Origin of the sequence: Devosia sp. UYZn731 (assembly GCF_040546795.1) — a bacterium.
In the GTDB taxonomy this organism is placed as follows: Bacteria; Pseudomonadota; Alphaproteobacteria; order Rhizobiales; family Devosiaceae; genus Devosia.
In genome coordinates this window covers 103,081-123,846 of sequence record NZ_JBEPOL010000010.1, presented here as the reverse complement: position 1 = coordinate 123,846, position 20,766 = coordinate 103,081, and the positions used below count along the sequence as shown (strand labels likewise).

Sequence of the window (20,766 nt, the reverse complement as noted above, 5' to 3'; positions counted from 1 at the left end):
GCTCGGTCTGATCCCTCCCCCTCGAGGGGAGGGCTAGGGTGGGGGGACTTTCCCCAAGAGTGGAGCCAAGCCCTCCCTTTAGAACGTCCTTCCAACAACGGCCCGTATTACGCACAAATGTAACTCGACTGGATCGATAGAGTAATGGAAACTTAATAAATGTAGGGCGGTCCCCGTCGCTCTGGAACGATCAATGTGGAGGAACTCGCAGTGATTCACTTTCTCGGAATTCTTGAGCTTGGTAACCGCCGTCGCGTGACCGATGCCGAAGCCCCCAACAAGACCAGCCTTTTCAGCTTCGGCGAGGATGAACTGCGCACGCGCCACGAGCTGCTGTCGCCCGCCGAGCAGGATGCCCTGATCCTGACCGGCAAGCAGCCCGAAGACTCGGCTGAAGAGCGCCGCTTCACCTATTCGCTGGCTTTCCACGCGCATTGAAACCACTTATTGGGGCACCATGAGCGCCTCACCACACGGCCGTCCATCGGTCACCATTATCGGCGGCGGCGCCAGCGGCGTGCTGCTGGCCGCCCATCTGCTGCGAGACCCGGATACCGATATCCGCGTCACGCTGATCGAGCGGCGCGGCCAGTTCGGGCAGGGGGTCGCCTATTCGGCCCGCTCGCGCGATCATCTGGTCAACGTCCCCGCCAGCGGCATGAGCGCCTTTGCCGATGATCCCGACCATTTCTGGCGCTGGCTGCAAACCAAGGGTTTTCCGCAAGCCCAAGGCCCCTGGGTCTTCGCGCCACGTCGGCTCTATGGCGCCTATCTGGGCGATGTCCTCGCCGCCGCCGGCCAGTCCCACGCCGGCCGCCTGATCGTCCTCACCGAGGAGGTCCTGTCGGTTCAGCAAACCAAATCCGGCGTCGAAACCGTTCTCGCCAATGGCACCAGCGTCATCAGCCACCACGCTATCCTCGCCGTCGGCCATGAAACCCAGCCGGCGCGCGGCCGTGGTCTGGCTGTCACCGTCGGCTCGGATCGCGATACCCCGCTCGATCGCGACGCCGAGGTGATGATCCTGGGCTCGGGCCTGTCCATGGTCGACGCCTGGCTGACCCTGGCCCAGGCAGAGCACCGCGGACCCATTTTGGTGGTCTCGCGCAACGGCTTCCTGCCCAAGGGCCACAAGAACGTGCCCCCGCTCAGCATCGACGCCGCCGACGTGCCCTTCGGCACCAATATCAATTATCTGCTGGCCTGGTTCCGCGACCTCGTCGCCACCACCATTGCGCAGGGCGGTGACTGGCGCCAGGTCGTCGATGGTCTGCGCCCCTATAACCAGCGGCTGTGGCAAAGCTGGTCGCTGCACTCAAAGCGCCAGTTCCTGCGCCATCTGCGCCCCTGGTGGAATATTCACCGCCATCGCCTGCCGCCCGATCTGCACCAGCGCATGACCCGCGCTGTCGCCACCGGCCAGGTGCAATTGATCGCCGGCAATTTCACCGGCATCGAGCGCCATGGCCCCGGCGTCCGCGCCACTATCCGCCGACGGGGCACCACCGAACTGCAAACCCTCGACGTCGCCCGCGTCTATGACTGCGGCGGGGTCAGTGTCGATGTCGCCGCCAGCTCCAATCCGGTCATCCGCGACCTCGTCGCCACCGGCCATGCCCGCCCCGATACGCTCCATATCGGGCTCGACGTCTCCGACGACTGTGCCGTCATCGATGCCGACGGCAAAACCTCGCCGCGCCTGCTGGTCGCTGGCCCATTGACGCGCGGCAAATTCTTTGAAATCGAAGCCATCCCCGACATCCGCCTGCAATGCGCGCGGATTGCCAAGCGGCTGCTGGAGGCGAAAGTGCAGGACTTGGGGTAGGCCCCTCATCCGCCCCCCGCCTTCGCGGGGGCAGGCTCTTCGGGCACCTTCTCCCACGAGGGAGAAGGGAAGGAGCCGGGAGTTTCGCAGTCTTCAACCCTCTCCCCTTGTGGGAGAGGGACAAACATTTCTGCGTTCAGCAGAAATGTCAGGGTGAGGGGGCGCTGCGTCCGCGTTTAGTCTCCCCTATAACACCGTCATCATCATTGCGCCGGCCACCGCAACGATGCCGAACGCCGCAAGCCCGGCGACGATGACCATCATCTGCGCCCGCTGCACATGGCTGGCCACGCGCGCCTTGCTGCGCACCACAGCAATACCATCGTCAATATCTGCCATCGGATTGTCCCCTCGTGCCGCCGCGAAATGCGCCCGTCAATCGAATGGGGTAGCCGCCTTGAAAGGCTGTTTCTCACCCTACCAGGGCAAGGTAGTCCGGCCCTGGGGAGGTGAGGATAACTTCCCGGCAACGCAGTTAATTTACATAAAATGCCACCCATCCAAATCTTGTATGGTAGATGTTGATCTGCTTGCCCGTTCGTGCCACACCTTTGCCATGACCTTCCCAGCCCATCTGCATCCCGATCGCCTGTTCCCCGCCGCCGAGCCCGCCCGCTCCATCGCCCGCGAGCTTTATCCCGCGGTCAAGGACCTGCCGCTGATCAGCCCGCATGGCCATACCGATCCGGCCTGGTTCGCCAACAACCAGCGATTTTCCGATGCCGCCAGCATGTTCCTCACACCAGATCACTACGTGCTGCGCCTGCTGCGTAGTCGCGGACTGAGCTATGACGATCTCGGCGTACCCCGCAAGGACGGCAAAGCCGTTGCCGATGGTCGCGCCGCCTGGCGCCTGTTCGCCGCCAATTATCACCTGTTCGCCGCGACCCCGTCCAAGCTGTGGATCGATCATTCGCTTCAATTCGCCTTCGGCGTCGATACCGAACTGACCCCCGCCACCGCAGACGCCATTTTCGACACCATCGGCGCTCGCCTGGCCGATCCGGACCTGTTGCCGCGCGCGATTCTCGAGCGTGCCAACGTCGAGGTCATCGCCACTACCGAATTCGCGCTCGATCCGCTCAAGCATCACCAGTCCATGCTGGCCGATGGCTATATCGGGCGCGTTCGCACCACCTATCGCCCCGATGACGTGACCGATCCCGGCCGCGCCGCCATCGTGGAAAACCTGCAGCGTTTTGGCGAAATCACCGGCGAGAACATCGCCACCTGGGCCGGCCTGATCAACGCCCACCGCAATCGCCGCGAATATTTCCGCCGCTTCGGCGCCGTCGCTACCGACCACGGCGTACCCACCGCCATGACTGCCGACCTGCCGCTGGTGGAAAAGCAGGCGCTGCTCGATAAGGTTCTGTCCGGTCGCCACGACGCCGCCGATGCCGAACTGTTCCGCGCCCAGATGATGACTGAAATGGCGCTGCTATCGGTCGAGGACGGCATGGTCATGCAGATGCATGCCGGCTCGCGCCGCAATACCGATCCGCTGCTGATGAGTGAACGCGGCACCGATCTGGGTGCCGATATCCCTGGCACCACCGACTACGTCAATGGCCTGCGCGCGCTGCTCGGCCGCGCCGGCAATGAACCCAACCTGCGCTTGATCATGTTCGTGCTCGACGAAACCACCTACGCGCGCGAACTGGCGCCGATGGCTGGTTACTGGCCGTCACTGATGATCGGCCCACCCTGGTGGTTCCACGATAGCCCGCAGGGCATTCGCCGCTATCTGGATCAGGTGGTGGAAACCGCCGGCTTCTACAATCTCGCCGGCTTCAACGATGACACGCGCGCCCTGCTGTCGATCCCCGCCCGCCACGATGTCTGGCGCCGCGAAATCTGCGGCTTTCTGGCCAATTGGGTCGCCGATCATCGCCTGACGCGGTCATCGGCCGAAGACATCGCCAAGCACCTGAGCTATCAGGCCGCCAAGGACGCCTATCGGATCAAGTAATTCAGCGCGCCTTCCACAGCACGACGATCAGCACCACAATGCCAATCCCCAGCAACGCTAGCAATCCGCCGGCGCTGGTGGCCACTTGCCGCCCGAACGAGCGGTGCACTTCGTCTGCCGCGAGGATATCCTGGTAGCCGCGTTTGGCGCCTTGCTCGTTTGCTGTCTGCTGCATCATGATCAGTCCCTCCCTGGGCTCTGTCTTGCGTCAGTACAGGCTAGACCCGTCAGGTTAACCGGCATTTTGCCGTTTCCAGCTTCCTGCCGTTAAGGTTGCCATCTTGCGAAAAGCTATCCTTACCCAAGTGCAAACAAGCCGCAGCCCGATCAAGTTTTGCGTGATATTGCCGGCAAAGGTCGACGGGAGGCGGCATTTTGCTTTAATGGCGGCATGATGAATCAGTCGCCCATCGAAACCGCCCTGAACCGCGCCATGATCCGCTGGTCGCTGACCAAGTCGACCCCGATTGCCGAAACCCCACGCAGCTGGATTTTTCGTGTCGAGCAGAACGGGCGCAATTTCGCCGTGCTGAAAATCCTCAAGCCCAGGGTTGCGGTCGAGGAGGGGCGCGGCGCCAAACTGATGAGCTGGTATGGTGGCGATGGCGCGGCCACCATTTTCGATATGCATGGCGATACCATCTTCATGGAATGGCTCGATGGCGGCACCCTAGGTGACGCCGCGCGAAACGGCCATGACGACGAGGCGAGCATCGCCATCTGCACCGTTGTCGCCAACCTGCATCGCCCCAGGACCGACGCTGCTCCGGATGGTCTTTTGCCGCTGCGCGAACGCTTCGACGCGCTGTTCACCACCGATATCCGCATCTGGCCCCACACGGCGCGCGACCTCTACGCCCGCGCCAGCGGCATCGCCTACAAGCTGTTCGACAAGCCGACGGCGGCAATCCCCCTGCATGGCGACCTGCATCACGACAACATCCTGAGCTCGGACCGGGGCTGGCTGGCGATCGATCCCGAAGGGCTGCTAGGCGATCCGACCTACGACGTCGCCAACGTCTTCCTCAACCCTTTCGGGGCCACCGAACTGTCGGCCAACCCGCGCCGCATCAATGCGCTGGCCGATATATTCAGCGCCCGCCTTGGCTTTGACCGCAAGCGCGTTCTGGGCTTCGCCGCCGCGCATTCGGGCCTTAGTGCCTGCTGGAACCTGGCGGATAGTCTGCCGATCACTCACGAACTCGCCGTCTTGCCGCTACTGCTTAGTGCCTACGATCAAGCCTAGTCCCAACCGGATGCCCCCATGCTCGATTTGACCCGCCGCAGTTTCCTCGTCCTCGGTGCAGCCACCGCACTCAGCGCCTGCGCCTCCACCATGCCCTCGCTGCCAGCGTCCGCCAGTGCGCACCCCGCTGAACTCACGCGCGAGCAGATCATTGCGGCCATCAATGCGGTGCGTGCCGCCAATGGCGCTCCCGCCTGGAGTTACAATTCGCAGCTGGAAGACGCCGCCCGCTCGCAGGCGCGCCTGATGGCCTCGAAAAACACCATGAGCCACAATCTCGGTGTCACCCTGCGCGAGCGCGTCACCACCGCCGGCTATATGGGCGCCGTGGGCGAAAATGTCGGCAAGGGTTATGCCAGCCTGCAGGACGTCATCGAAGGCTGGATGAATTCCCCCGGCCACCGCAAGACGTTGCTGTCATCGAAGTTCGTAGAATTCGGCCTCGCCACCACGACCTCGTCGAGCGGCAAACGCTACTGGGCCATGATCGCCGGTGGCAGTTTTGATGCGTGGCGGGTGTATCAGTAGGGGGCGGCTGAGCCGGCACCCCCACCCGGCCTCCCCCTCAAGGGGAGGAGCAGATCAGTGATTAAAACTGGATCGTGCCCCCAGGGCGGAGCGAGCTCCTCCCCTTCCAGGGGAGGCCGCGTGGATTGGGTGCCCGGATGCGCTATTGCAACAACGTCCGCCGCACCGCCAGATCCCAGCCCTTCACCTTCCGCTTGCGCTCCGCCACATCCATTTTTGGCTCGAACCGCTCATCTTTTGCCCAGCTCGCCGCAAACGCCTTCGCATCCGGCCACACCCCGGCGCGGTACCCCGCCAACCACGCCGCCCCCAGCGCCGTCGTCTCCAAAATCACCGGCCGATCCACCGGCGCATCCAGAATGTCGGCCAAAAACTGCATGGTCCAGTCCGACGCCACCATGCCGCCATCCACCCGCAATACCGTCTCGCCACCGGCCTTCCAGTCCTTGCGCATGGCCTCCAGCAGGTCGCGCGTCTGGTAGCAAACCGCCTCCAGCGCTGCCTTGGCGATTTCCGCCGGCCCCGAATTGCGCGTCAGCCCATAAATCGCCCCGCGCGCCTCGGCGTCCCACCACGGCGCGCCGAGACCCACAAAGGCCGGCACCATATAGACGTTCTGGCTCGGGTCGGCGGTCAGCGCCAGCGGCCCGGTTTCCTTGGCTTCCTTCACCAGTTTCAGCCCATCGCGAATCCACTGCACCGCCGCCCCGGCGATGAAGATCGAGCCTTCCAACGCGTAAGTCGTCTCGCCATCCAGCCGATAGGCGATGGTCGTCAGCAGCCGGTTCTTGCCCCGCACGAGGTCGGCCCCGGTATTAAGGACCGCAAAGCACCCCGTGCCGTAAGTCGATTTCATCATCCCCGGCGCAAAGCATGCCTGTCCGATGGTCGCTGCGTGCTGGTCGCCCGCCACGCCCAAAATCGGGATCGCCGCGCCGAACAACCCCGCCTCCGTCACCCCAAAGTCATCGGCGCAATCCTTGACCTCGGGCAGCAGCACCGCCGGCACGTCCAGTAGCTTGAGCAATGCCTTGTCCCACGCATTGCTCTCGATGTTGAACAGCAGCGTCCGGCTCGCATTGGTGGCGTCCGTCGCATGCACCTTGCCGCCGGTGAGCCGCCAGATGAGAAAGCTGTCGACGGTGCCGAAGGCAAGCTCGCCCTGTTCCGCCCGCCTGCGCGCGCCCTTCACATTGTCCAGCAGCCACTTGACCTTGGTGCCCGAAAAATACGGGTCAAGCAGCAGCCCCGTCTTCTTGCTCACGATCTTCTCGTGCCCGGCCTTGCGCAGTTTCGCGCATAGCCCCGCCGTCCGCCGATCCTGCCACACGATGGCATTATGAATGGCCTTGCCCGTCGCCCGGTCCCAGATCAGCGTCGTTTCGCGCTGGTTGGTGATGCCGATCGCCGCGATATCCTTGGCCTCGAGCTTGGCGTTCTTGAGCGCGGTTTTCACCGCCCAGACCACCGAGTCCCAGATTTCCTCCGGATCATGCTCCACCCAGCCATCCTGCGGAAAATACTGGGTAAATTCCTTCTGCCCGCTCCCGGCAATGGTCCGGTCGGGAGAAAACACGATGGCCCGGCTTGAGGTCGTGCCCTGATCGATCGCCAGAATATATTTGGTCATTGTTCCTCCCGACCCTGTTCCGGGCCCTCTTTCTTCACCCTCCCCCTTGTGGGGAGGGAAGCGAGATAGGACTTAGCTTCAGCTAAGTCCGTTCAATCGAGCAGGGTGGGGGGTATCTCGCCGCATGTTTGGTGTTCGGAGAACCCCCACCCTTGATCCCTCCCCACAAGGGGGAGGGTGTCGACTGGAGATATTCGGCAATCCCTTAGTGGCTCAAACCCTTCGCCAAATACAATTCCAGCCGCTCCACATCCTCCGGCCCCACCCGCAGCCCGACCTTGGTGCGCCGCCACAGCACGTCCTGCGCCGTCCGCGCCCATTCATTGGCCACCAGGTAATCCACCTCACGCCCATAAAGGTCCGCCCCAAAATGCGGGCCCAATTCCTCCAGCGACCCGGCATCCCCCAAAATCATCCGCGCCCGCGTCCCATAGAGCCGCGTCAATCGCCACGCCAGCTTCGGCGGAAGGCAGCCATAATCCTTGGCCAACCGTCGAACTTCGGCGTCGAAGGCCAGCGGCTCGAAATCGCCGCCGGGGAACTTCGCCACCTTTGTCCATGCCGGACCCTTCTTGCCCAGCACGTCCTCGATCTTTTCCAGCACCGACTCCGCCAGCCGCCGCGACGTCGTCAGCTTGCCGCCGAACACGTTGATCGCCGCGCCCTCGGCCTTTGTCCCATCCACCTTGAGCACATAATCGCGCGTCGCTTCCTGGGCCGCGCTGGCGCCGTCGTCGAATAGTGGGCGAACGCCCGAATAGGTCCACACGATCTCTTCGCGCGTCACCGGCTTGGTGAAATATTCGCTGGCTGCCGAGCACAGGTAATCGATCTCGGCATCGCTGATTTTGACGTCCTTCGGATCGTCCTTGTAGTCGAGGTCGGTGGTGCCGATCAGGGTGAAATCCTGCTCGTAGGGGATGGCGAAAATGATCCGGCCATCGGCATTCTGGAAAATATAGCAGCGGTCGTGATCATAAAGCTTGTTGACGACTATGTGGCTGCCCTTGACCAGCCGCACATTGTGCCCGCCATTCTTGCCCATCACGCCATTGATGACGCCATCCACCCACGGCCCGGCCGCGTTGACGATCAGGCTGGCGCGCACCTTGCTCACTGCGCCGTCCGCGGCGCGCATCTCGATTTCCCATTGTCCGCCATCCCGGCGCACGCTGGTCACCTTGGTGCGCACCCGCACCTCTGCCCCCCGGTCCGCCGCGTCGCGTGCGTTCAAAGCCACGAAGCGTGCATCGTCCACCCAGCAATCGGAATATTCGAACCCGGTGCGATAGTCGCCCTTGAGCGGCTTGCCGGTCTCGTGCGTGCGCAAATCCAGCGTCTTGGTCGGCGGCAATAGACGGCGCCCGCCCATATAGTCATACATCGCCAGCCCGGCCCGCAGCACCACCGCCGGCCGCAGCCCCTTGTGGTGCGGCAGCACGAACCGTAGCGCGCGAATGATGTGCGGTGCATTGGCCCACAGCACTTCGCGCTCCGCCAAGGCTTCATGCACCAGGCGGAATTCGTAATGCTCCAGATAGCGCAGCCCGCCATGCACCAGCTTGGTCGCCGCCGACGAGGTGCCCGAGGCGAGATCGTTCATCTCCGCCAGCATCACCGAATAGCCTCGGCCCACCGCGTCGCGCGCCACGCTCGTGCCGTTGATGCCCCCGCCGATGACGAAAATATCGAAGGTTTTCTCACCGGCCATTGTCATTCGTCTCCGCGTTATCAAGGTTTCGTTTTATACGCGAATTGCGCCAAATCCGAAAGATTTTAGTTTCGCTATTCAACCTCGCCCGATCTCTGCACCGGCAACGAGGCATCTTCCATACTAGAGCCATTGACCCAATTGTCCGAGGGGGTTAGGGCAGGGCGTCTTTCGGCCCCGGGTCCCGGCCATGCTCACCATTCTCAGCGTTATTGCACCAATTTTTGCGCTGATGGCATTTGGCTTTGGCGCAGTGCGCTTCAATCTGTTCCCCGCCGAAGGCATCAAAAGCCTAATCGCTTTCGTGAACAACTTTGCGACGCCTTGCCTGCTGTTCCACTCCATCCTCACCAGCGATTTCCGCTCGGCGTTCAATCCGTCCATCATCGGCCCGTTCTATCTCGGCGCGCTGACCTGCTTTGCCGTCGGCATCGTCATCGCCATCAAACTATTCGGCAATCGGCCGGGCGAGGGCGTTTCGGTGGGTTTTTCCGGCACCTTCACCAATACGGTGCTGGTCGGCCTGCCGATCATCCAGCGCGCCTATGGCGTCGATGCCCTGCCGGTGACGCTCTCCATCATTGGCCTCCATGGCGCCATCCTGCTCACCGTCGGTATGGTGACCATGGAACTGGTGCGCCGCGATGGCCAGTCATTGGGCAAGACGCTGATCGTCGCCGCCCGCCGGGTGCTGTCCAATCCGCTGATCTGGGGCATTGCCGCCGGCTTTCTGGCTTCGGCGATCAACCTGCAACTGATCGAGCCGGCCGAAGCCTTCCTCACCATGATGAGTCAGGCCGTGGTCCCCGCCGCCCTGTTCGGTATCGGTGGCGCGCTCAATGCCTACCGCCTGTCGGAAAACTGGAAGCAGGCGCTGGTCGCCTCGGTGATCAAGTTGATCCTGCACCCGGCTTTGGCCTACATCCTGATGATCTGGGTGCTGCACGTCCCCATGGAGATCGCCCGCTACGGCATCCTGCTGTCGGCCATGCCGGCCGGCGTCAACGTCTATGTGTTCGCCACCTACTACCAACGCGGAGAAAGCGTCGCCGCCAACACCATCCTCATTGCCACGATAGCATCGGCGGTCACTATTACGGGATGGCTCTATATCCTCAGTCTTTGAGGAGGAACTGGCATGCAGCTTCACTGAAATCGTGACTGGCCGGACGCGTCGGTGCTGTTCCGCTCGGCCCCGGCGGTGTCGGAAAATCAACGCTCGGCACGGCACTCGCAGCACATCTGCACTGGCCGCTGATAGACCTGGACCTGGTGTTTTGCGAGCAGATCGACATCACCGGCCCCCTCATCGCTCGCCATGGCTATGAACGCTACCGCGCGCAAAACCTGCGACTGGCCGAACGTTTGCTCGCCTCTGCATCCCGGCCCGTCATTTTCGTCACCTCATCCGGATTTCTTGCCGCCGAACGGCAGTCGAGCGATTACCAGAGCGCCAAGGCGCTCATCGCCACCGGCTACGCTGTCACCGTGCTGCCGTCGCTTGACCTGGAGGAGGCGACCGACATTGTCGTTGCCCGGCAGCTCACACGCGGATTTGGCTTTGTCCGTGCCAGCGAAGAGCCAAAATTTCGCGCTCGCTTTGCGATTTATCAAAACGAGGGGGATGCGCTGCTGATCGGCACTGCGCCTGCGTCAGAGATGGCCGCAGTGCTGGCCCACCAGCTTGCCATCCCGGGGCTAGACTAGCCAACCACCTCGACGCTGACGCTGATCTCCTGCGGTCCATCCCCCGCCGGAACCGCGCGCAGCGGTTGCGCCGATAGCCCATCCAGCCCCACGGCCAGCCGCACATGCCGATCGGTCGGGCACAGGCCGAGCATGGCATCGAACCCGACCCAGCCCAGCGCTTCGTCATAGGCCTCGGCCCAGGCGTGGAACGCCGCCGCATCATCCTCGTCGCCGGTGATGTAGCCGGTGACATAACGCGCCGGGATGTCCAGCGCTCGCGCCGCCCCGATAAAGGCGTGGGCGTAGTCGGTCGCCGGTGGCCGTGGCAGTTCTGGGACTATTTCGTCGCCTTCGGCGGCGGTTGGCCCGCCCTGGGACTGGCTCTGCGATTGCCCGCCTTGCGACTGGGTCTGACTTTGCACTGCCGCCGGGCTACCCAGCACCTCGCCCACCCGCGCCATCAGCGCATGCAACACATCGAGCCGGCTGTCCTTGGACCCGCGAAATCTGCCGTACAGCGATACTGGCGCCTTGGTCAGTGGCGTCACCCGCTTGAACAATGCCGGCACCGGACCCGGTCCCATCTTGCCAAACACCCCATGTCGGTCGACCGTGCTGACCACACCCTCCACCGTAACCACCAACTGGCCCTCTGGCGGCCGCTGGTTTACCAGGTGCACGCCATTGCCGTAGGCATCGGTGAAGCGGCCGGCCTTGTCGATCCCGTCCATCTGCACGCTCCAGCTTTCCACCGTCTGCGTCGGCCCGCTTTGCGGGGTCAGCAGCAGGTGCAGTACCGCATTGGGGCTGCCCGCAGGGGGCGTGGTGCTCAATTGGTGGCGGATTGAAATGCGCATGGGTCTCAATAAAAGTTGTAGCTGGCCGAGAGGCTTTCGGAGACCGCATTGTTGCGCGCGATGAATTCGGTGAGGAATTCATGCAGGCCATGCGCGAAGATGGTCTCCATATTGGTCCCCTCCACCATGGTGCGCAATTTTGCCGCCGCCTCATGACAGCTTTCGCGCTTGCCATAGATGTCCGCCAGGCTATCCAGCGTTTCCTCGATATAGCGCGCGCAAAAGATCAGCGAGCGCGGCATTTCGGGCCGCAACATCAGGAAATCGGCGATGTTATGGGCCTTGTAGCGGTCGTGGTAGACATGCCGATAGGACCGATGCGCCGACGCCGCCCGCAGGATCAGCGTCCATTGCTGGATGTCCAGATCCCCGCCCACCATCTTGGCACGCGGCAGCAGCACGTAATATTTCACGTCGAGAATGCGCGCCGTGTTGTCTGCCCGCTCGACAAAATTGCCGGCCTGCGAGAACGCAAAGCCATCATCGCGCAGGATGGTCCCGAGCAGCGCGCCGCGGAATTCGTGGCTGAGTTGCTTGACCCAGCTCAATAGCCCCAAGAGCTTCGCCCCCCGCACATCGCGCGGTTTGATCTGCGAAAACTCCAGCCACCCGGCATTGAGGCTTTCCCACATGTCGATGGTGATCGCCGTGCGCACGGAGCGCGCATTGGTCCGAGCGGCCAGGAGGCACGAATAGACCGATGAGGCATTGCCGGGATCGAACATCATGTAATGGGCGACCGTGTCGAGATCGGCCTGCCGCCCGGTGGCTTCGAAGGCCTCGTCGACCTCCGCCGCGCGCATCATGGAGACCAGATGCTCGCTTGCCCCGCCTTCACGGCGCGAGGTTAGGCTCATCCGATAGCCGACTTCGAGCAGCCGCGCCATGTTCTCGGCCCGCTCCACATAGCGGCTGAGCCAGAACAGATTTTGTGCTGTCCGTCCGAGCATGCTCATGGCTGAACCCGGAGCGTTGGCTCCCCTCCCCCTGGAGGGGAGGGGTTGGGGGTGGGGGTGTCGAACCACCCCTGCGTCCGATGATGTGGTGACCGCGACACCCCCACCCTAGCCCTCCCCTCAAGGGGGAGGGGACGGATCGAGTGTGAGGTGATCTCAGTTCGAAGCTGGAAATGCATGGCCATCAATCTTCCAGCACCCACGTATCTTTCGTGCCGCCGCCCTGGCTTGAATTGACCACCAGCGAGCCTTTCTTCAGCGCCACGCGGGTCAACCCGCCGGGGGTGATCCGCACTTCCTCGCCCATCAGCACATAGGGCCGCAAATCCACGTGTCGTGGCGCGATCCCGGCATTCACGTAGGTGGGGCAGGTGGAGAGAGCTAAGGTCGGCTGGACGATATAATTATCCGGCCGCGCCTCGATCTTGCGCTTGAATTCGGCGTGCTGTGCCTTGGTCGAGGTCGGCCCCACCATCATGCCGTAGCCGCCCGAGCCGTGCACTTCCTTGACCACGAGGTCGGCGATATTGGCCAAAACCCAATTGCGCTCTTCCTCGTCGACGCAATTGTAGGTCGGCACATTGTTGAGTAGCGCCTTCTCGCCGAGATAGAATTCGATGATCTCGGGAACGTAGGTGTAAACTGCCTTGTCGTCGGCAATCCCGGTGCCCGGCGCATTGACCAGCGTCACGTTCCCCGCCCGATAGGCATCGAACAGCCCCGGCACGCCCAGCATCGAATCGGGCCTGAACGTCAGCGGATCGATATAATCGTCGTCGATCCGGCGATAGATCACGTCGACCCGCTCCGGCCCGGTCGTCGTGCGCATGTAAACCTTGCCGCCATCGACAAACAGGTCGGGGCCTTCGCACAGTTGGGCGCCCATCTGGTCCGCCAGGAACGAATGCTCGAAATAGGCCGAGTTATAAATTCCCGGCGTCAGCACCGCGATATTGGGCGTGCCGCTCACACTGGCAGGCGCGACGCTTTCCAGCGTCCGTCGCAGGTTTTCCGGATAATTCTCGACCGGTGCCACCTTGATGCGCGAGAACAGGTCGGGCGCCAGCTGCATCATCGCCTCGCGGTCCTCCAGCATATAGCTGACCCCCGACGGCGTGCGCAGATTGTCTTCCAGCACATAGAATTCGTCCGGCCCCACCCGCACGATATCGGTGCCAATAATGTGGGCATAAACCCCGCGCGCCGGCTCCAGCCCCATCATTTCGGGGCAGAACGCCGAATTCTGCAGGATCAGCTTTTCCGGAATCCGCCCGGCCTTGAGAATTTCCTGGCGGTGATAGATGTCATAGAGGAAGGCGTTGAGTGCCCGTACCCGCTGCTCGATCCCCTTGGAGAGCTTGCGCCATTCCATGGCCGAAATGATCCTCGGGATCACGTCGAAGGGGATGACTTTCTCGGTGCCTTCCTCCGATCCATAGACTGCGAAAGTGATGCCCAGCTTGCGGAAAATCGCTTCCGCGTCCGATTGCATCAGCGTCAGCGCCTTGTCGGGCTGCTCGTCGAGCCATTGGGCCAGGGCCCGATAAGGTTCACGGACCGAACCGTCCGCATTGTGCATTTCGTCAAACGGCGTTGTATCGCCCATTATGCTCCGAAGGTAATACGGCTCATCCCATCGCCTTCACATTGCTACACATTTGTAGAGCGGCGTCCAGCGCCTCCCGCACGCAAAAGCCCGGCTTTTTCCGCAAACGGGTCGACTTGAATGGTAGCGCAGGCTATTTCTTTGGCCCCGCCGCCTTCCAATGCCCGCGAGTCCCCATGCCCATCGACATCCTGCAGACCGGAAAACTCCACGCCAGTTGCGAGGCAGCCCTCGCCGAACGCTATACCGTCCACAAGCTGCATGAGGCGACCGACAGGGACGCGTTTTTGGCCGAAGTCGCCCCCCGCATTCGCGCCCATGCGGGCAGCGGCGTAGGGGCCGATCTCATCGCCAAACTGCCCAGGCTCGAAATCATCGCCGGTTTCGGCGTCGGCACCGATAGCATCGATCTCGCCGCCGCCAAGGCCGCCGGCGTGCGCGTGACCAATACCCCCGACGTGCTCAACGACGCGGTGGCCGAACTCACGATCGGCATGATGATTTCGCTCGCGCGCCGCATTCCCCAGGGCGATCGCTTCGTGCGTGACGGCAAATGGCTCAAGGGCAATATGGGCCTGTTTTCCGAACTCACCGGCAAGACGGTGGGCATTCTGGGCCTCGGCCGCATCGGCAAGGAGATTGCTACCCGCGCCCAGGCCATGAAGATGCGCGTCGTCTATCACGGCCGCAATCGCCAGGAAAACCAGCCCTACATCTACTACGACAAACTGGTCGAAATGGCTCGCGACGTCGATTGGCTGGTGCTGATCGCCCCCGGCGGCAAGAGTACCGATCGCATCGTTTCGCGCGAAGTGCTTGAAGCGCTCGGCCCCCAGGGCATGCTGGTCAATATGGCGCGCGGCACGCTGGTGGATGAGCCCGCTCTAGTCGATCTCCTCGTCAATGGCGGCCTCGGCGGCGCGGCGCTCGACGTCTTCGAAAAGGAGCCCCAGGTCCCCGAAGCCCTGTTCACCCTCGACAACGTCGTCCTCGCCCCCCACCAGGGCAGCGCCACGCATCAAACCCGCGACGCCATGGGCGCAACTCTGGTTGCCAACCTAGACGCGCATTTCGCCGGCAATCCGCTGATCAGCCCCGTGGTGTGAGGGTAGTGAGTTCGGGCTGACCTGTTATCAGCGCTATTTTACTGCACTGGGCGGACCATTTTCGTCAGTGTTCCGTCTTTTAGCCAAAACTGATGAAACAGCGCGGCAGCGGCGTGCACGGCGATTAGAACGATGAAGATTGGCCTGTTCAGCATATGGATTGGGCCATAGGGATCGCCGAAATAAAAGGCGAGCAACCCCAGGATTGGTGTTGCAACCAACACAACGTAGAATGCGAAATGGGAGATTCTCGCCGCAATCTGCATGATATTGGGCGCGCTGCCGGCAGGCGCGCGTGCACCAGATCTCAACCGAACGCCCAACCGTGCCAGTACCAGGGCAAGGATGGCAATGCCGATCCAGTAGTGCGAGGCGCCAAGCGCCTGATCGGCCGGGGATGGCGTGCTGCCTTCCTCGGCAGCATCGACGGTCGCCGTCATGCTGCCTGCAAACACCAACTGGAACACGACCAGCGCTGCGATGATCCAGTGCAGCACGATTTGCGCGATGTTATAACCGGAAGCTGATTTCTGACCCATCCTATTGCCCTCTTGCCGCGCCTTTTTCCTGCGCATTGGATGATTAAGTCCGGCAATAAGTTCGGATCGTGATCATTACACATTTGTAAAATATGCCGAATTGTCTGGACCAAGAGGCGTTTCGCTCGACCCGCCATGCCTAGACTCCATGCTCTATCCTTCGACCGCCTTGGTACTCCGCGCGGCGCCTCGTCACATCCAAACTTGGCATTTGCCTTATTCCCACCCGCCCGCCACTCTATCGTCAAGCAAATCAGTGGGATGCAGGAGCAGTTGATGCGGGAATGGTGGCGTGGCGCGGTAATTTATCAGGTCTATCCGCGCTCGTTTCAGGACAGCACGGGCGACGGCATCGGCGATCTGGCGGGCATCATGAACCGGCTCGATCACATTGCCAGCCTCGGCGTCGATTGCATCTGGCTGTCGCCCATCACCCAGAGCCCACAGGCCGACATGGGCTATGACGTGTCCGACTATACCGAGGTCGACCGCATCTTCGGCTCGCTCAACGATTTCGACAGCCTGATCGCGCGGGCCCATGCACGCGGCATCAAGGTCATCATGGACCAGGTGATCAGCCATTCCTCCGACCAGCACCCCTGGTTCCAGGAATCGCGCCTCAGCCGCACCAATCGCCGCGCCGATTGGTATGTCTGGGCCGATCCGCTGCCCGACGGCTCCCCGCCCAATAACTGGCCTGCCGTATTCGGCGGCCGCGCCTGGGAGTGGAACCCCACGCGCGGGCAATATTACCTGCACAATTTCCTCGCCAGCCAGCCGGACATGAACTTCCACAATGTCGAAGTGCAGGACCAGATGCTCGACATCATGCGCTTCTGGCTGGAGCGCGGCATCGACGGCTTCCGCCTCGACACCGTCAATTACTACTTCCACGACAAGAAGCTGCGCTCCAATCCCCCCAATCGGAAGCGCGACGAACATCTGCCCTATGCGGTCAATCCCTATGACATGCAGGAGCACAAATACTCCAAGAGCCAGCCGGAGAACGTCGATTTCCTCAAGCGCGTCCGCGCGCTACTGGACACTTTCCCCGGCACCACCACGGTCGGCGAGGTCGGTGATAGCCACAAATCAGTGCCGCTGATGGCCGAATACACTTCGGGCGGCGATAAGCTCCACATGTGCTATTCGTTCGATTTCCTCGGCCACGAATTCACCGCCGCCCACTTTCGCAGTCGTATCGAACAATTCTTCAAGGCTGGCCCCGATGGCTGGCCGTGCTGGAGCTTTTCCAACCACGACGTGCCGCGCCACATCACCCGCTGGGCGCCGCACAGCCTCAATGCGGCCGATCTCGGCCGCCAGGCCGCCGCACTGGTGCTTTCCCTTAAGGGCTCGGTCTGCCTCTATCAGGGCGAGGAATTGGGCCTGCCCGAAACGGACCTGCTGTTCGAGGAACTGACCGACCCGCGCGGCATTCGCTTCTGGCCCGAAGACAAGGGCCGCGACGGTTGCCGCACGCCGATTCCGTGGGAGCAGGGCGAGGCGCCGAACGGCTTCACCAGCGGCAGGCCCTGGCTCCCGGTCAAGCCTGCCCAATCGGCGCTCAATGTCGCGTCCCAGAACGCCGATCCCGATTCGACGCTGGCCTTCTACCGCCGCATCCTCGCCTGGCGCCGCACCCACGACGTGCTCTATGATGGCGACATCGAATTCTTCCGTGTCGCCGAACCGGTCCTCGCCTTCCGTCGCTTCAGCAGCGCCGGCACCATGACCTGCGTGTTCAACTTATCCGCTGAATCTCGGACCGTGGCGCTCACCGGCCTGCCGGATAACGCGCCGCTCGATCCAATGTCGCACAACGCCACGCTCACGCGCAAAACCCTGAACCTGGGCGCCAACGGCTTCGCCTTCCTGGCATTACCGGCCGATGCTCCGGTTATTCGGGTCAAGAATGGCGGGCGCTAGGGAGGGGGCGGTTCGGGTTGGTCCAGCTCGGAGCCCTATCCGCATAACTACCTCTTTCTTCCCCCGGACTTGATCCGGGGGTCCCCTACCAGCATTGCACAAGCGGCCAGTGGCCCTCGGATCAAGTCCGAGGGAAGGAAGGGAGAGGAGCAAGGAAGGGTACGGGGCGAGCCGAATGAGGCTGCGGCTTATCCTAAACCAGCCTACTGCAAGCGGCGCAGGGTCGCGGGATCGTAGAATTCCATGGTCTGCCCGCCATTGCCATTATCGACGAAGGCGCGGATGCAACCGTTCCAGCGCTCGACCGATTTGGCATAAACGCCGATGTCGCGCAGCCGCGAGATGTCGAAATCTTTCTGGAAATCAGAATCATCGATCCGGAAGCCGCCGCCTGAGTTAAATTCATAGTCGATGCCGGCGCTCGGGCCCTCGTCGGTGCAGAACAGCGCAAACGCCGGTGTGCTGGTCATCCCGACGACGACCAGCGTCCCCAAAATCGGTAGCAGTTTCATGGCAGAATCTCCTTTTGCGCCACCCTCGCGCTCGATTGTGGCAACTTAAGCGCTCAACGGGAGGGCCCGTTCCGCCAGTCTTACCCAATAGCTTGTTCCGAGTGGTATGGCGTCGTCATTGAAATCGTAATTGTCCGTATGCAGTTCCGAACTGTCGCCATTGCCGAGGAAAATATAGGCCCCCGGTCTCTGCTCCAGCATGAAGGAAAAATCCTCGCCGCCCATTGATGGGGCAACATCGGTATCCACCCGGTCGACGCCCGCGATTTCGCCGGCAATTGTAGCGGCAAATTGGGTCTCGCGCGGGGTGTTCACAGTCACCGGATAGCCGCGCAGATAATTGACGCTCGCCTTGGCGCCAAATGTCTCGGCAAACTGGGGCACGAAGGTGTTCAGCTTGTTCTCGATAAAGTCCTGCACGTCGCTGTCCAGCGTGCGCACCGTGCCCTTGAGCCGCGCGGTTCGGGCAATCACATTGTCCGCCTCGCCGGCCTCCATCACCGTTACCGAAACGACCGCGCTTTTGAGCGGATCGACATTGCGCGACACGATGGTCTGCAGCGCGCCGATCAATTGCGCGGCGATGATCACCGGATCCACCGTCGTATGTGGGCGCGCCGCATGACCGCCGAGGCCCTCGATATCGATGCTGAACCGGTCCGTCGCGGCCATGATGCCGCCCTCGCGGATACCAAATTGCCCCACCGGCATGCCCGGCCAATTGTGCATGCCATAAACTTCGTCGATGCCGAACCGGTCCATCAGCCCGTCGGCCACCATTTCGCGTCCGCCGCCACCGCCCTCTTCGGCCGGCTGGAAGATGACCGCGATCTGACCGTCGAAATTGCGCGTTTCCGCCAGATATTTCGCCGCGCCCAGCAGCATGGCGGTGTGCCCGTCATGCCCGCAGGCGTGCATCTTGCCCGGTGTCTCGCTGGCATAGGGAGCGCCGGTCTTCTCAGTGATCGGAAGCGCGTCCATATCCGCCCGCAAGCCGATCGTGCGGCCGCTCTTGTTGGTGCGGCCCTTGATGATTCCCACGACGCCGGTGCGCCCCATGCCGGTGACGATCTCGTCGCAGCCGAATTCTGCCAGCAGCGCTTCCACTTTTCCGGCAGTGCGTTGCACGTCGAACAGGATTTCGGGATGCGTATGAAAGTCGTGTCGCCACCCGGCGATTTCGGCTTGGAATTCGGCAATACGGTTCAAAACAGGCATAAATCACTCGAACTGGCTTGGGCTGGGTCAGTGTCGCTGTCCCAATCGCTTCCGTCAACTATAGCACAGCGCGCTGACCATTGCGGTGACGATCGGAATGCGGCGAAAGGCCGATGGACTTTCCGCCCGGCCCGCCTATAAAGGCGGCGATTTCCGTCCCGCTCCCAACCGCGTAAGTCCATCCATGTTCGATACCCTGACCAAGGCTCCCGGCGACAAGATCCTGGCCCTCATGGGCGAATACGCCGCCGATTCCCGCTCCGACAAGATCGACCTCGGTGTCGGCGTCTATAAGGACGAGCAGGGCACGACCCCGATCATGTCCTCGGTCAAAAAAGCCGAGCAGCGTATTCTGGCAGCCGGCAAGACCAAGACCTATCTGGGTATCGCCGGCAACAAGGGCTACGGCGCCGCCGTGCTCGACCTGGCCATTGCCGATGCGGTGGATCGCAGCAGAGTGCGCATTGCCCAGGCCCCCGGGGGCACCGGCTCGCTTTGGGTGCTGATGCAACTGGTCAATCGCGCCCGCCCCGGCGCGACGATCTGGCTGTCCGACCCGACCTGGCCGAACCACAACCCGATCGCTGAAAACGCCGGCCTCAAGGTTGCGGTCTATCCTTATTTCGATACCGAAACCCGCGGCGTCAAATTCGCCGAAATGCTGGCTGCGCTCGACAAGCTCGGCAAGGACGATGTGGTGCTGCTGCACGGCTGCTGCCACAACCCCACCGGCGCCAACCTCACCAATGCACAATGGGACCAGGTCGCCACCAGCCTCGCCCGCACTGGCGCCTTGCCGCTGATCGACCTGGCCTATCTCGGCTTCGGCGATGGCCTGCTCGAAGATTCCTACGGCACCCGCAAGGTTATCGCATCGGTCCCCGAAGCGCTGATCGCCTTCTCCGGCTCGAAGAATTTCGGCCTTTATCGCGAGCGTATCGGCGCCGCCATCGTCATCGCTCGTGACGAGGCCCAGGCCGATATCGTCAATTCGCAGATGCTCAACGTCATCCGCTCGTCCTATTCGCAGCCGCCCGATCATGGCGCCGAAATCATCCGCGTCATCCTTGAGGACAAGGAGCTGCGTGCCGAGTGGGAAACCGAGTTGAACGCCATGCGCGCCCGCATGATTGGCCTGCGTGCCAAGCTCAGCGATGCCATCCGCCAGCGGTCGAACTCCAAGGATTTCGACTTCATCGCCGCCCATCGCGGCATGTTTTCGCTGCTGGGACTGCCCAATAGCGTGGTCGAGCATTTAAAAGCCACCAATGGTGTCTATATGATTGGTGACAGCCGCATCAATGTCGCCGGCATCCCCGAAGACCGCGTTGGCGATCTGGCCGACGCCTTGCTTGCAGCCATCAAATAACGTTCGTCCGACGGGTTGCGGCGCGAGCACCTCGTGCTACATCTTTGGTCCAACGAGCAGAACACGCATTCTA

The 20,766-nt window shown here is 62.3% G+C and carries 20 protein-coding genes; 10 read left to right on the top strand and 10 right to left on the bottom strand.

Going from position 1 to position 20,766, the window contains the following annotated elements:
* Positions 1-210: 210 nt before the first annotated feature.
* On the top strand, positions 211-438 hold the full coding sequence (locus tag ABIB57_RS22555; protein ID WP_354043489.1) for a hypothetical protein: 228 nt from the start codon (positions 211-213) through the stop codon (positions 436-438).
* Between the two features lie 19 nt (positions 439-457).
* Complete coding sequence (locus ABIB57_RS22550; RefSeq protein WP_354043488.1) at positions 458-1,825, top strand: FAD/NAD(P)-binding protein; 1,368 nt, start codon at positions 458-460, stop codon at positions 1,823-1,825.
* 186 nt (positions 1,826-2,011) lie between these two features.
* Here ABIB57_RS22550 and ABIB57_RS22545 read toward each other — a convergent pair whose 3' ends face one another.
* Entirely contained in the window at positions 2,012-2,164 is a 153-nt protein-coding gene (locus ABIB57_RS22545) for a hypothetical protein (RefSeq protein ID WP_354043487.1), read from the bottom strand.
* Positions 2,165-2,381: 217 nt separating this feature from the next.
* On the opposite strand from ABIB57_RS22545, the gene uxaC reads away from it, so the two are divergent.
* Positions 2,382-3,797 carry a glucuronate isomerase gene (gene uxaC / locus ABIB57_RS22540; protein ID WP_354043588.1) on the top strand — a complete coding sequence of 472 codons (1,416 nt, stop codon included), beginning with the start codon at positions 2,382-2,384 and terminating at the stop codon, positions 3,795-3,797.
* A gap of 1 nt (position 3,798) precedes the next feature.
* Here uxaC and ABIB57_RS22535 read toward each other — a convergent pair whose 3' ends face one another.
* On the bottom strand, positions 3,799-3,975 hold the full coding sequence (locus ABIB57_RS22535; protein WP_354043486.1) for a hypothetical protein: 177 nt from the start codon (positions 3,973-3,975) through the stop codon (positions 3,799-3,801).
* 216 nt (positions 3,976-4,191) lie between these two features.
* Between ABIB57_RS22535 and ABIB57_RS22530 the strand changes: the two genes are divergently transcribed.
* The gene (locus tag ABIB57_RS22530) at positions 4,192-5,043 is read left to right on the top strand and encodes an aminoglycoside phosphotransferase family protein (RefSeq protein WP_354043485.1); all 852 of its coding nucleotides are present in this window, start codon (positions 4,192-4,194) and stop codon (positions 5,041-5,043) included.
* An 18-nt stretch (positions 5,044-5,061) separates the two neighbouring features.
* On the top strand, positions 5,062-5,571 hold the full coding sequence (locus ABIB57_RS22525) for a CAP domain-containing protein (protein ID WP_354043484.1): 510 nt from the start codon (positions 5,062-5,064) through the stop codon (positions 5,569-5,571).
* A 142-nt stretch (positions 5,572-5,713) separates the two neighbouring features.
* Here the strand turns inward: ABIB57_RS22525 and glpK are convergent, their stop codons facing one another.
* Both glpK and glpD read right to left on the bottom strand, forming a co-directional pair.
* The gene (glpK, locus tag ABIB57_RS22520; protein ID WP_354043483.1) at positions 5,714-7,201 is read right to left on the bottom strand and encodes a glycerol kinase GlpK; all 1,488 of its coding nucleotides are present in this window, start codon (positions 7,199-7,201) and stop codon (positions 5,714-5,716) included.
* Between the two features lie 205 nt (positions 7,202-7,406).
* Positions 7,407-8,912, bottom strand: a complete 1,506-nt coding sequence (gene glpD, locus ABIB57_RS22515; protein WP_354043482.1) for a glycerol-3-phosphate dehydrogenase — start codon at positions 8,910-8,912, stop codon at positions 7,407-7,409.
* A 190-nt stretch (positions 8,913-9,102) separates the two neighbouring features.
* Between glpD and ABIB57_RS22510 the strand changes: the two genes are divergently transcribed.
* Positions 9,103-10,038 carry an AEC family transporter gene (locus ABIB57_RS22510; RefSeq protein ID WP_354043481.1) on the top strand — a complete coding sequence of 312 codons (936 nt, stop codon included), beginning with the start codon at positions 9,103-9,105 and terminating at the stop codon, positions 10,036-10,038.
* Between the two features lie 35 nt (positions 10,039-10,073).
* Entirely contained in the window at positions 10,074-10,619 is a 546-nt protein-coding gene (locus ABIB57_RS22505) for a shikimate kinase (protein WP_354043587.1), read from the top strand.
* Here ABIB57_RS22505 and ABIB57_RS22500 read toward each other — a convergent pair.
* From ABIB57_RS22500 to ABIB57_RS22490, 3 genes are all read right to left on the bottom strand, one after another.
* The gene (locus ABIB57_RS22500; RefSeq protein WP_354043480.1) at positions 10,616-11,458 is read right to left on the bottom strand and encodes a transglutaminase family protein; all 843 of its coding nucleotides are present in this window, start codon (positions 11,456-11,458) and stop codon (positions 10,616-10,618) included. The genes ABIB57_RS22505 and ABIB57_RS22500 overlap by 4 nt on opposite strands.
* Positions 11,459-11,463: 5 nt before the next feature.
* Positions 11,464-12,414 carry an alpha-E domain-containing protein gene (locus ABIB57_RS22495; RefSeq protein WP_354043479.1) on the bottom strand — a complete coding sequence of 317 codons (951 nt, stop codon included), beginning with the start codon at positions 12,412-12,414 and terminating at the stop codon, positions 11,464-11,466.
* Between the two features lie 184 nt (positions 12,415-12,598).
* The gene (locus tag ABIB57_RS22490) at positions 12,599-14,020 is read right to left on the bottom strand and encodes a circularly permuted type 2 ATP-grasp protein (RefSeq protein WP_354043478.1); all 1,422 of its coding nucleotides are present in this window, start codon (positions 14,018-14,020) and stop codon (positions 12,599-12,601) included.
* Between the two features lie 176 nt (positions 14,021-14,196).
* Here ABIB57_RS22490 and ABIB57_RS22485 point away from each other — a divergent pair, with 176 nt between their 5' ends.
* On the top strand, positions 14,197-15,126 hold the full coding sequence (locus ABIB57_RS22485) for a 2-hydroxyacid dehydrogenase (protein ID WP_354043477.1): 930 nt from the start codon (positions 14,197-14,199) through the stop codon (positions 15,124-15,126).
* Between the two features lie 38 nt (positions 15,127-15,164).
* Here the strand turns inward: ABIB57_RS22485 and ABIB57_RS22480 are convergent, their stop codons facing one another.
* The gene (locus ABIB57_RS22480; RefSeq protein WP_354043476.1) at positions 15,165-15,701 is read right to left on the bottom strand and encodes a cytochrome b; all 537 of its coding nucleotides are present in this window, start codon (positions 15,699-15,701) and stop codon (positions 15,165-15,167) included.
* Positions 15,702-15,941: 240 nt separating this feature from the next.
* Between ABIB57_RS22480 and ABIB57_RS22475 the strand changes: the two genes are divergently transcribed.
* The gene (locus ABIB57_RS22475) at positions 15,942-17,594 is read left to right on the top strand and encodes an alpha-glucosidase (protein ID WP_354043475.1); all 1,653 of its coding nucleotides are present in this window, start codon (positions 15,942-15,944) and stop codon (positions 17,592-17,594) included.
* Between the two features lie 203 nt (positions 17,595-17,797).
* Here the strand turns inward: ABIB57_RS22475 and ABIB57_RS22470 are convergent, their stop codons facing one another.
* Positions 17,798-18,106, bottom strand: coding sequence for a hypothetical protein (locus tag ABIB57_RS22470; protein WP_354043474.1), 309 nt, complete (start codon positions 18,104-18,106; stop codon positions 17,798-17,800).
* Between the two features lie 45 nt (positions 18,107-18,151).
* Complete coding sequence (locus tag ABIB57_RS22465) at positions 18,152-19,324, bottom strand: M20 aminoacylase family protein (RefSeq protein WP_354043473.1); 1,173 nt, start codon at positions 19,322-19,324, stop codon at positions 18,152-18,154.
* 184 nt (positions 19,325-19,508) lie between these two features.
* On the opposite strand from ABIB57_RS22465, the gene ABIB57_RS22460 reads away from it, so the two are divergent.
* Positions 19,509-20,693 (top strand): amino acid aminotransferase, encoded by a 1,185-nt coding sequence (locus ABIB57_RS22460; RefSeq protein ID WP_354043472.1) that lies wholly within the window; start codon positions 19,509-19,511, stop codon positions 20,691-20,693.
* Positions 20,694-20,766: the final 73 nt, after the last annotated feature.

Coding starts and splice junctions, on each gene's coding strand:
- ABIB57_RS22550 (WP_354043488.1), top strand. CDS start 458: ATGAGCGCCTCACCACACGGCCGTCCATCGGTCACCATTATCGGCGGC.
- ABIB57_RS22545 (WP_354043487.1), bottom strand. CDS start 2,164: ATGGCAGATATTGACGATGGTATTGCTGTGGTGCGCAGCAAGGCGCGC.
- uxaC (WP_354043588.1), top strand. CDS start 2,382: ATGACCTTCCCAGCCCATCTGCATCCCGATCGCCTGTTCCCCGCCGCC.
- ABIB57_RS22535 (WP_354043486.1), bottom strand. CDS start 3,975: ATGATGCAGCAGACAGCAAACGAGCAAGGCGCCAAACGCGGCTACCAG.
- ABIB57_RS22530 (WP_354043485.1), top strand. CDS start 4,192: ATGAATCAGTCGCCCATCGAAACCGCCCTGAACCGCGCCATGATCCGC.
- ABIB57_RS22525 (WP_354043484.1), top strand. CDS start 5,062: ATGCTCGATTTGACCCGCCGCAGTTTCCTCGTCCTCGGTGCAGCCACC.
- glpK (WP_354043483.1), bottom strand. CDS start 7,201: ATGACCAAATATATTCTGGCGATCGATCAGGGCACGACCTCAAGCCGG.
- glpD (WP_354043482.1), bottom strand. CDS start 8,912: ATGGCCGGTGAGAAAACCTTCGATATTTTCGTCATCGGCGGGGGCATC.
- ABIB57_RS22510 (WP_354043481.1), top strand. CDS start 9,103: ATGCTCACCATTCTCAGCGTTATTGCACCAATTTTTGCGCTGATGGCA.
- ABIB57_RS22500 (WP_354043480.1), bottom strand. CDS start 11,458: ATGCGCATTTCAATCCGCCACCAATTGAGCACCACGCCCCCTGCGGGC.
- ABIB57_RS22495 (WP_354043479.1), bottom strand. CDS start 12,414: ATGAGCATGCTCGGACGGACAGCACAAAATCTGTTCTGGCTCAGCCGC.
- ABIB57_RS22490 (WP_354043478.1), bottom strand. CDS start 14,020: ATGGGCGATACAACGCCGTTTGACGAAATGCACAATGCGGACGGTTCG.
- ABIB57_RS22485 (WP_354043477.1), top strand. CDS start 14,197: ATGCCCATCGACATCCTGCAGACCGGAAAACTCCACGCCAGTTGCGAG.
- ABIB57_RS22480 (WP_354043476.1), bottom strand. CDS start 15,701: ATGCGCAGGAAAAAGGCGCGGCAAGAGGGCAATAGGATGGGTCAGAAA.
- ABIB57_RS22475 (WP_354043475.1), top strand. CDS start 15,942: ATGCGGGAATGGTGGCGTGGCGCGGTAATTTATCAGGTCTATCCGCGC.
- ABIB57_RS22470 (WP_354043474.1), bottom strand. CDS start 18,106: ATGAAACTGCTACCGATTTTGGGGACGCTGGTCGTCGTCGGGATGACC.
- ABIB57_RS22465 (WP_354043473.1), bottom strand. CDS start 19,324: ATGCCTGTTTTGAACCGTATTGCCGAATTCCAAGCCGAAATCGCCGGG.
- ABIB57_RS22460 (WP_354043472.1), top strand. CDS start 19,509: ATGTTCGATACCCTGACCAAGGCTCCCGGCGACAAGATCCTGGCCCTC.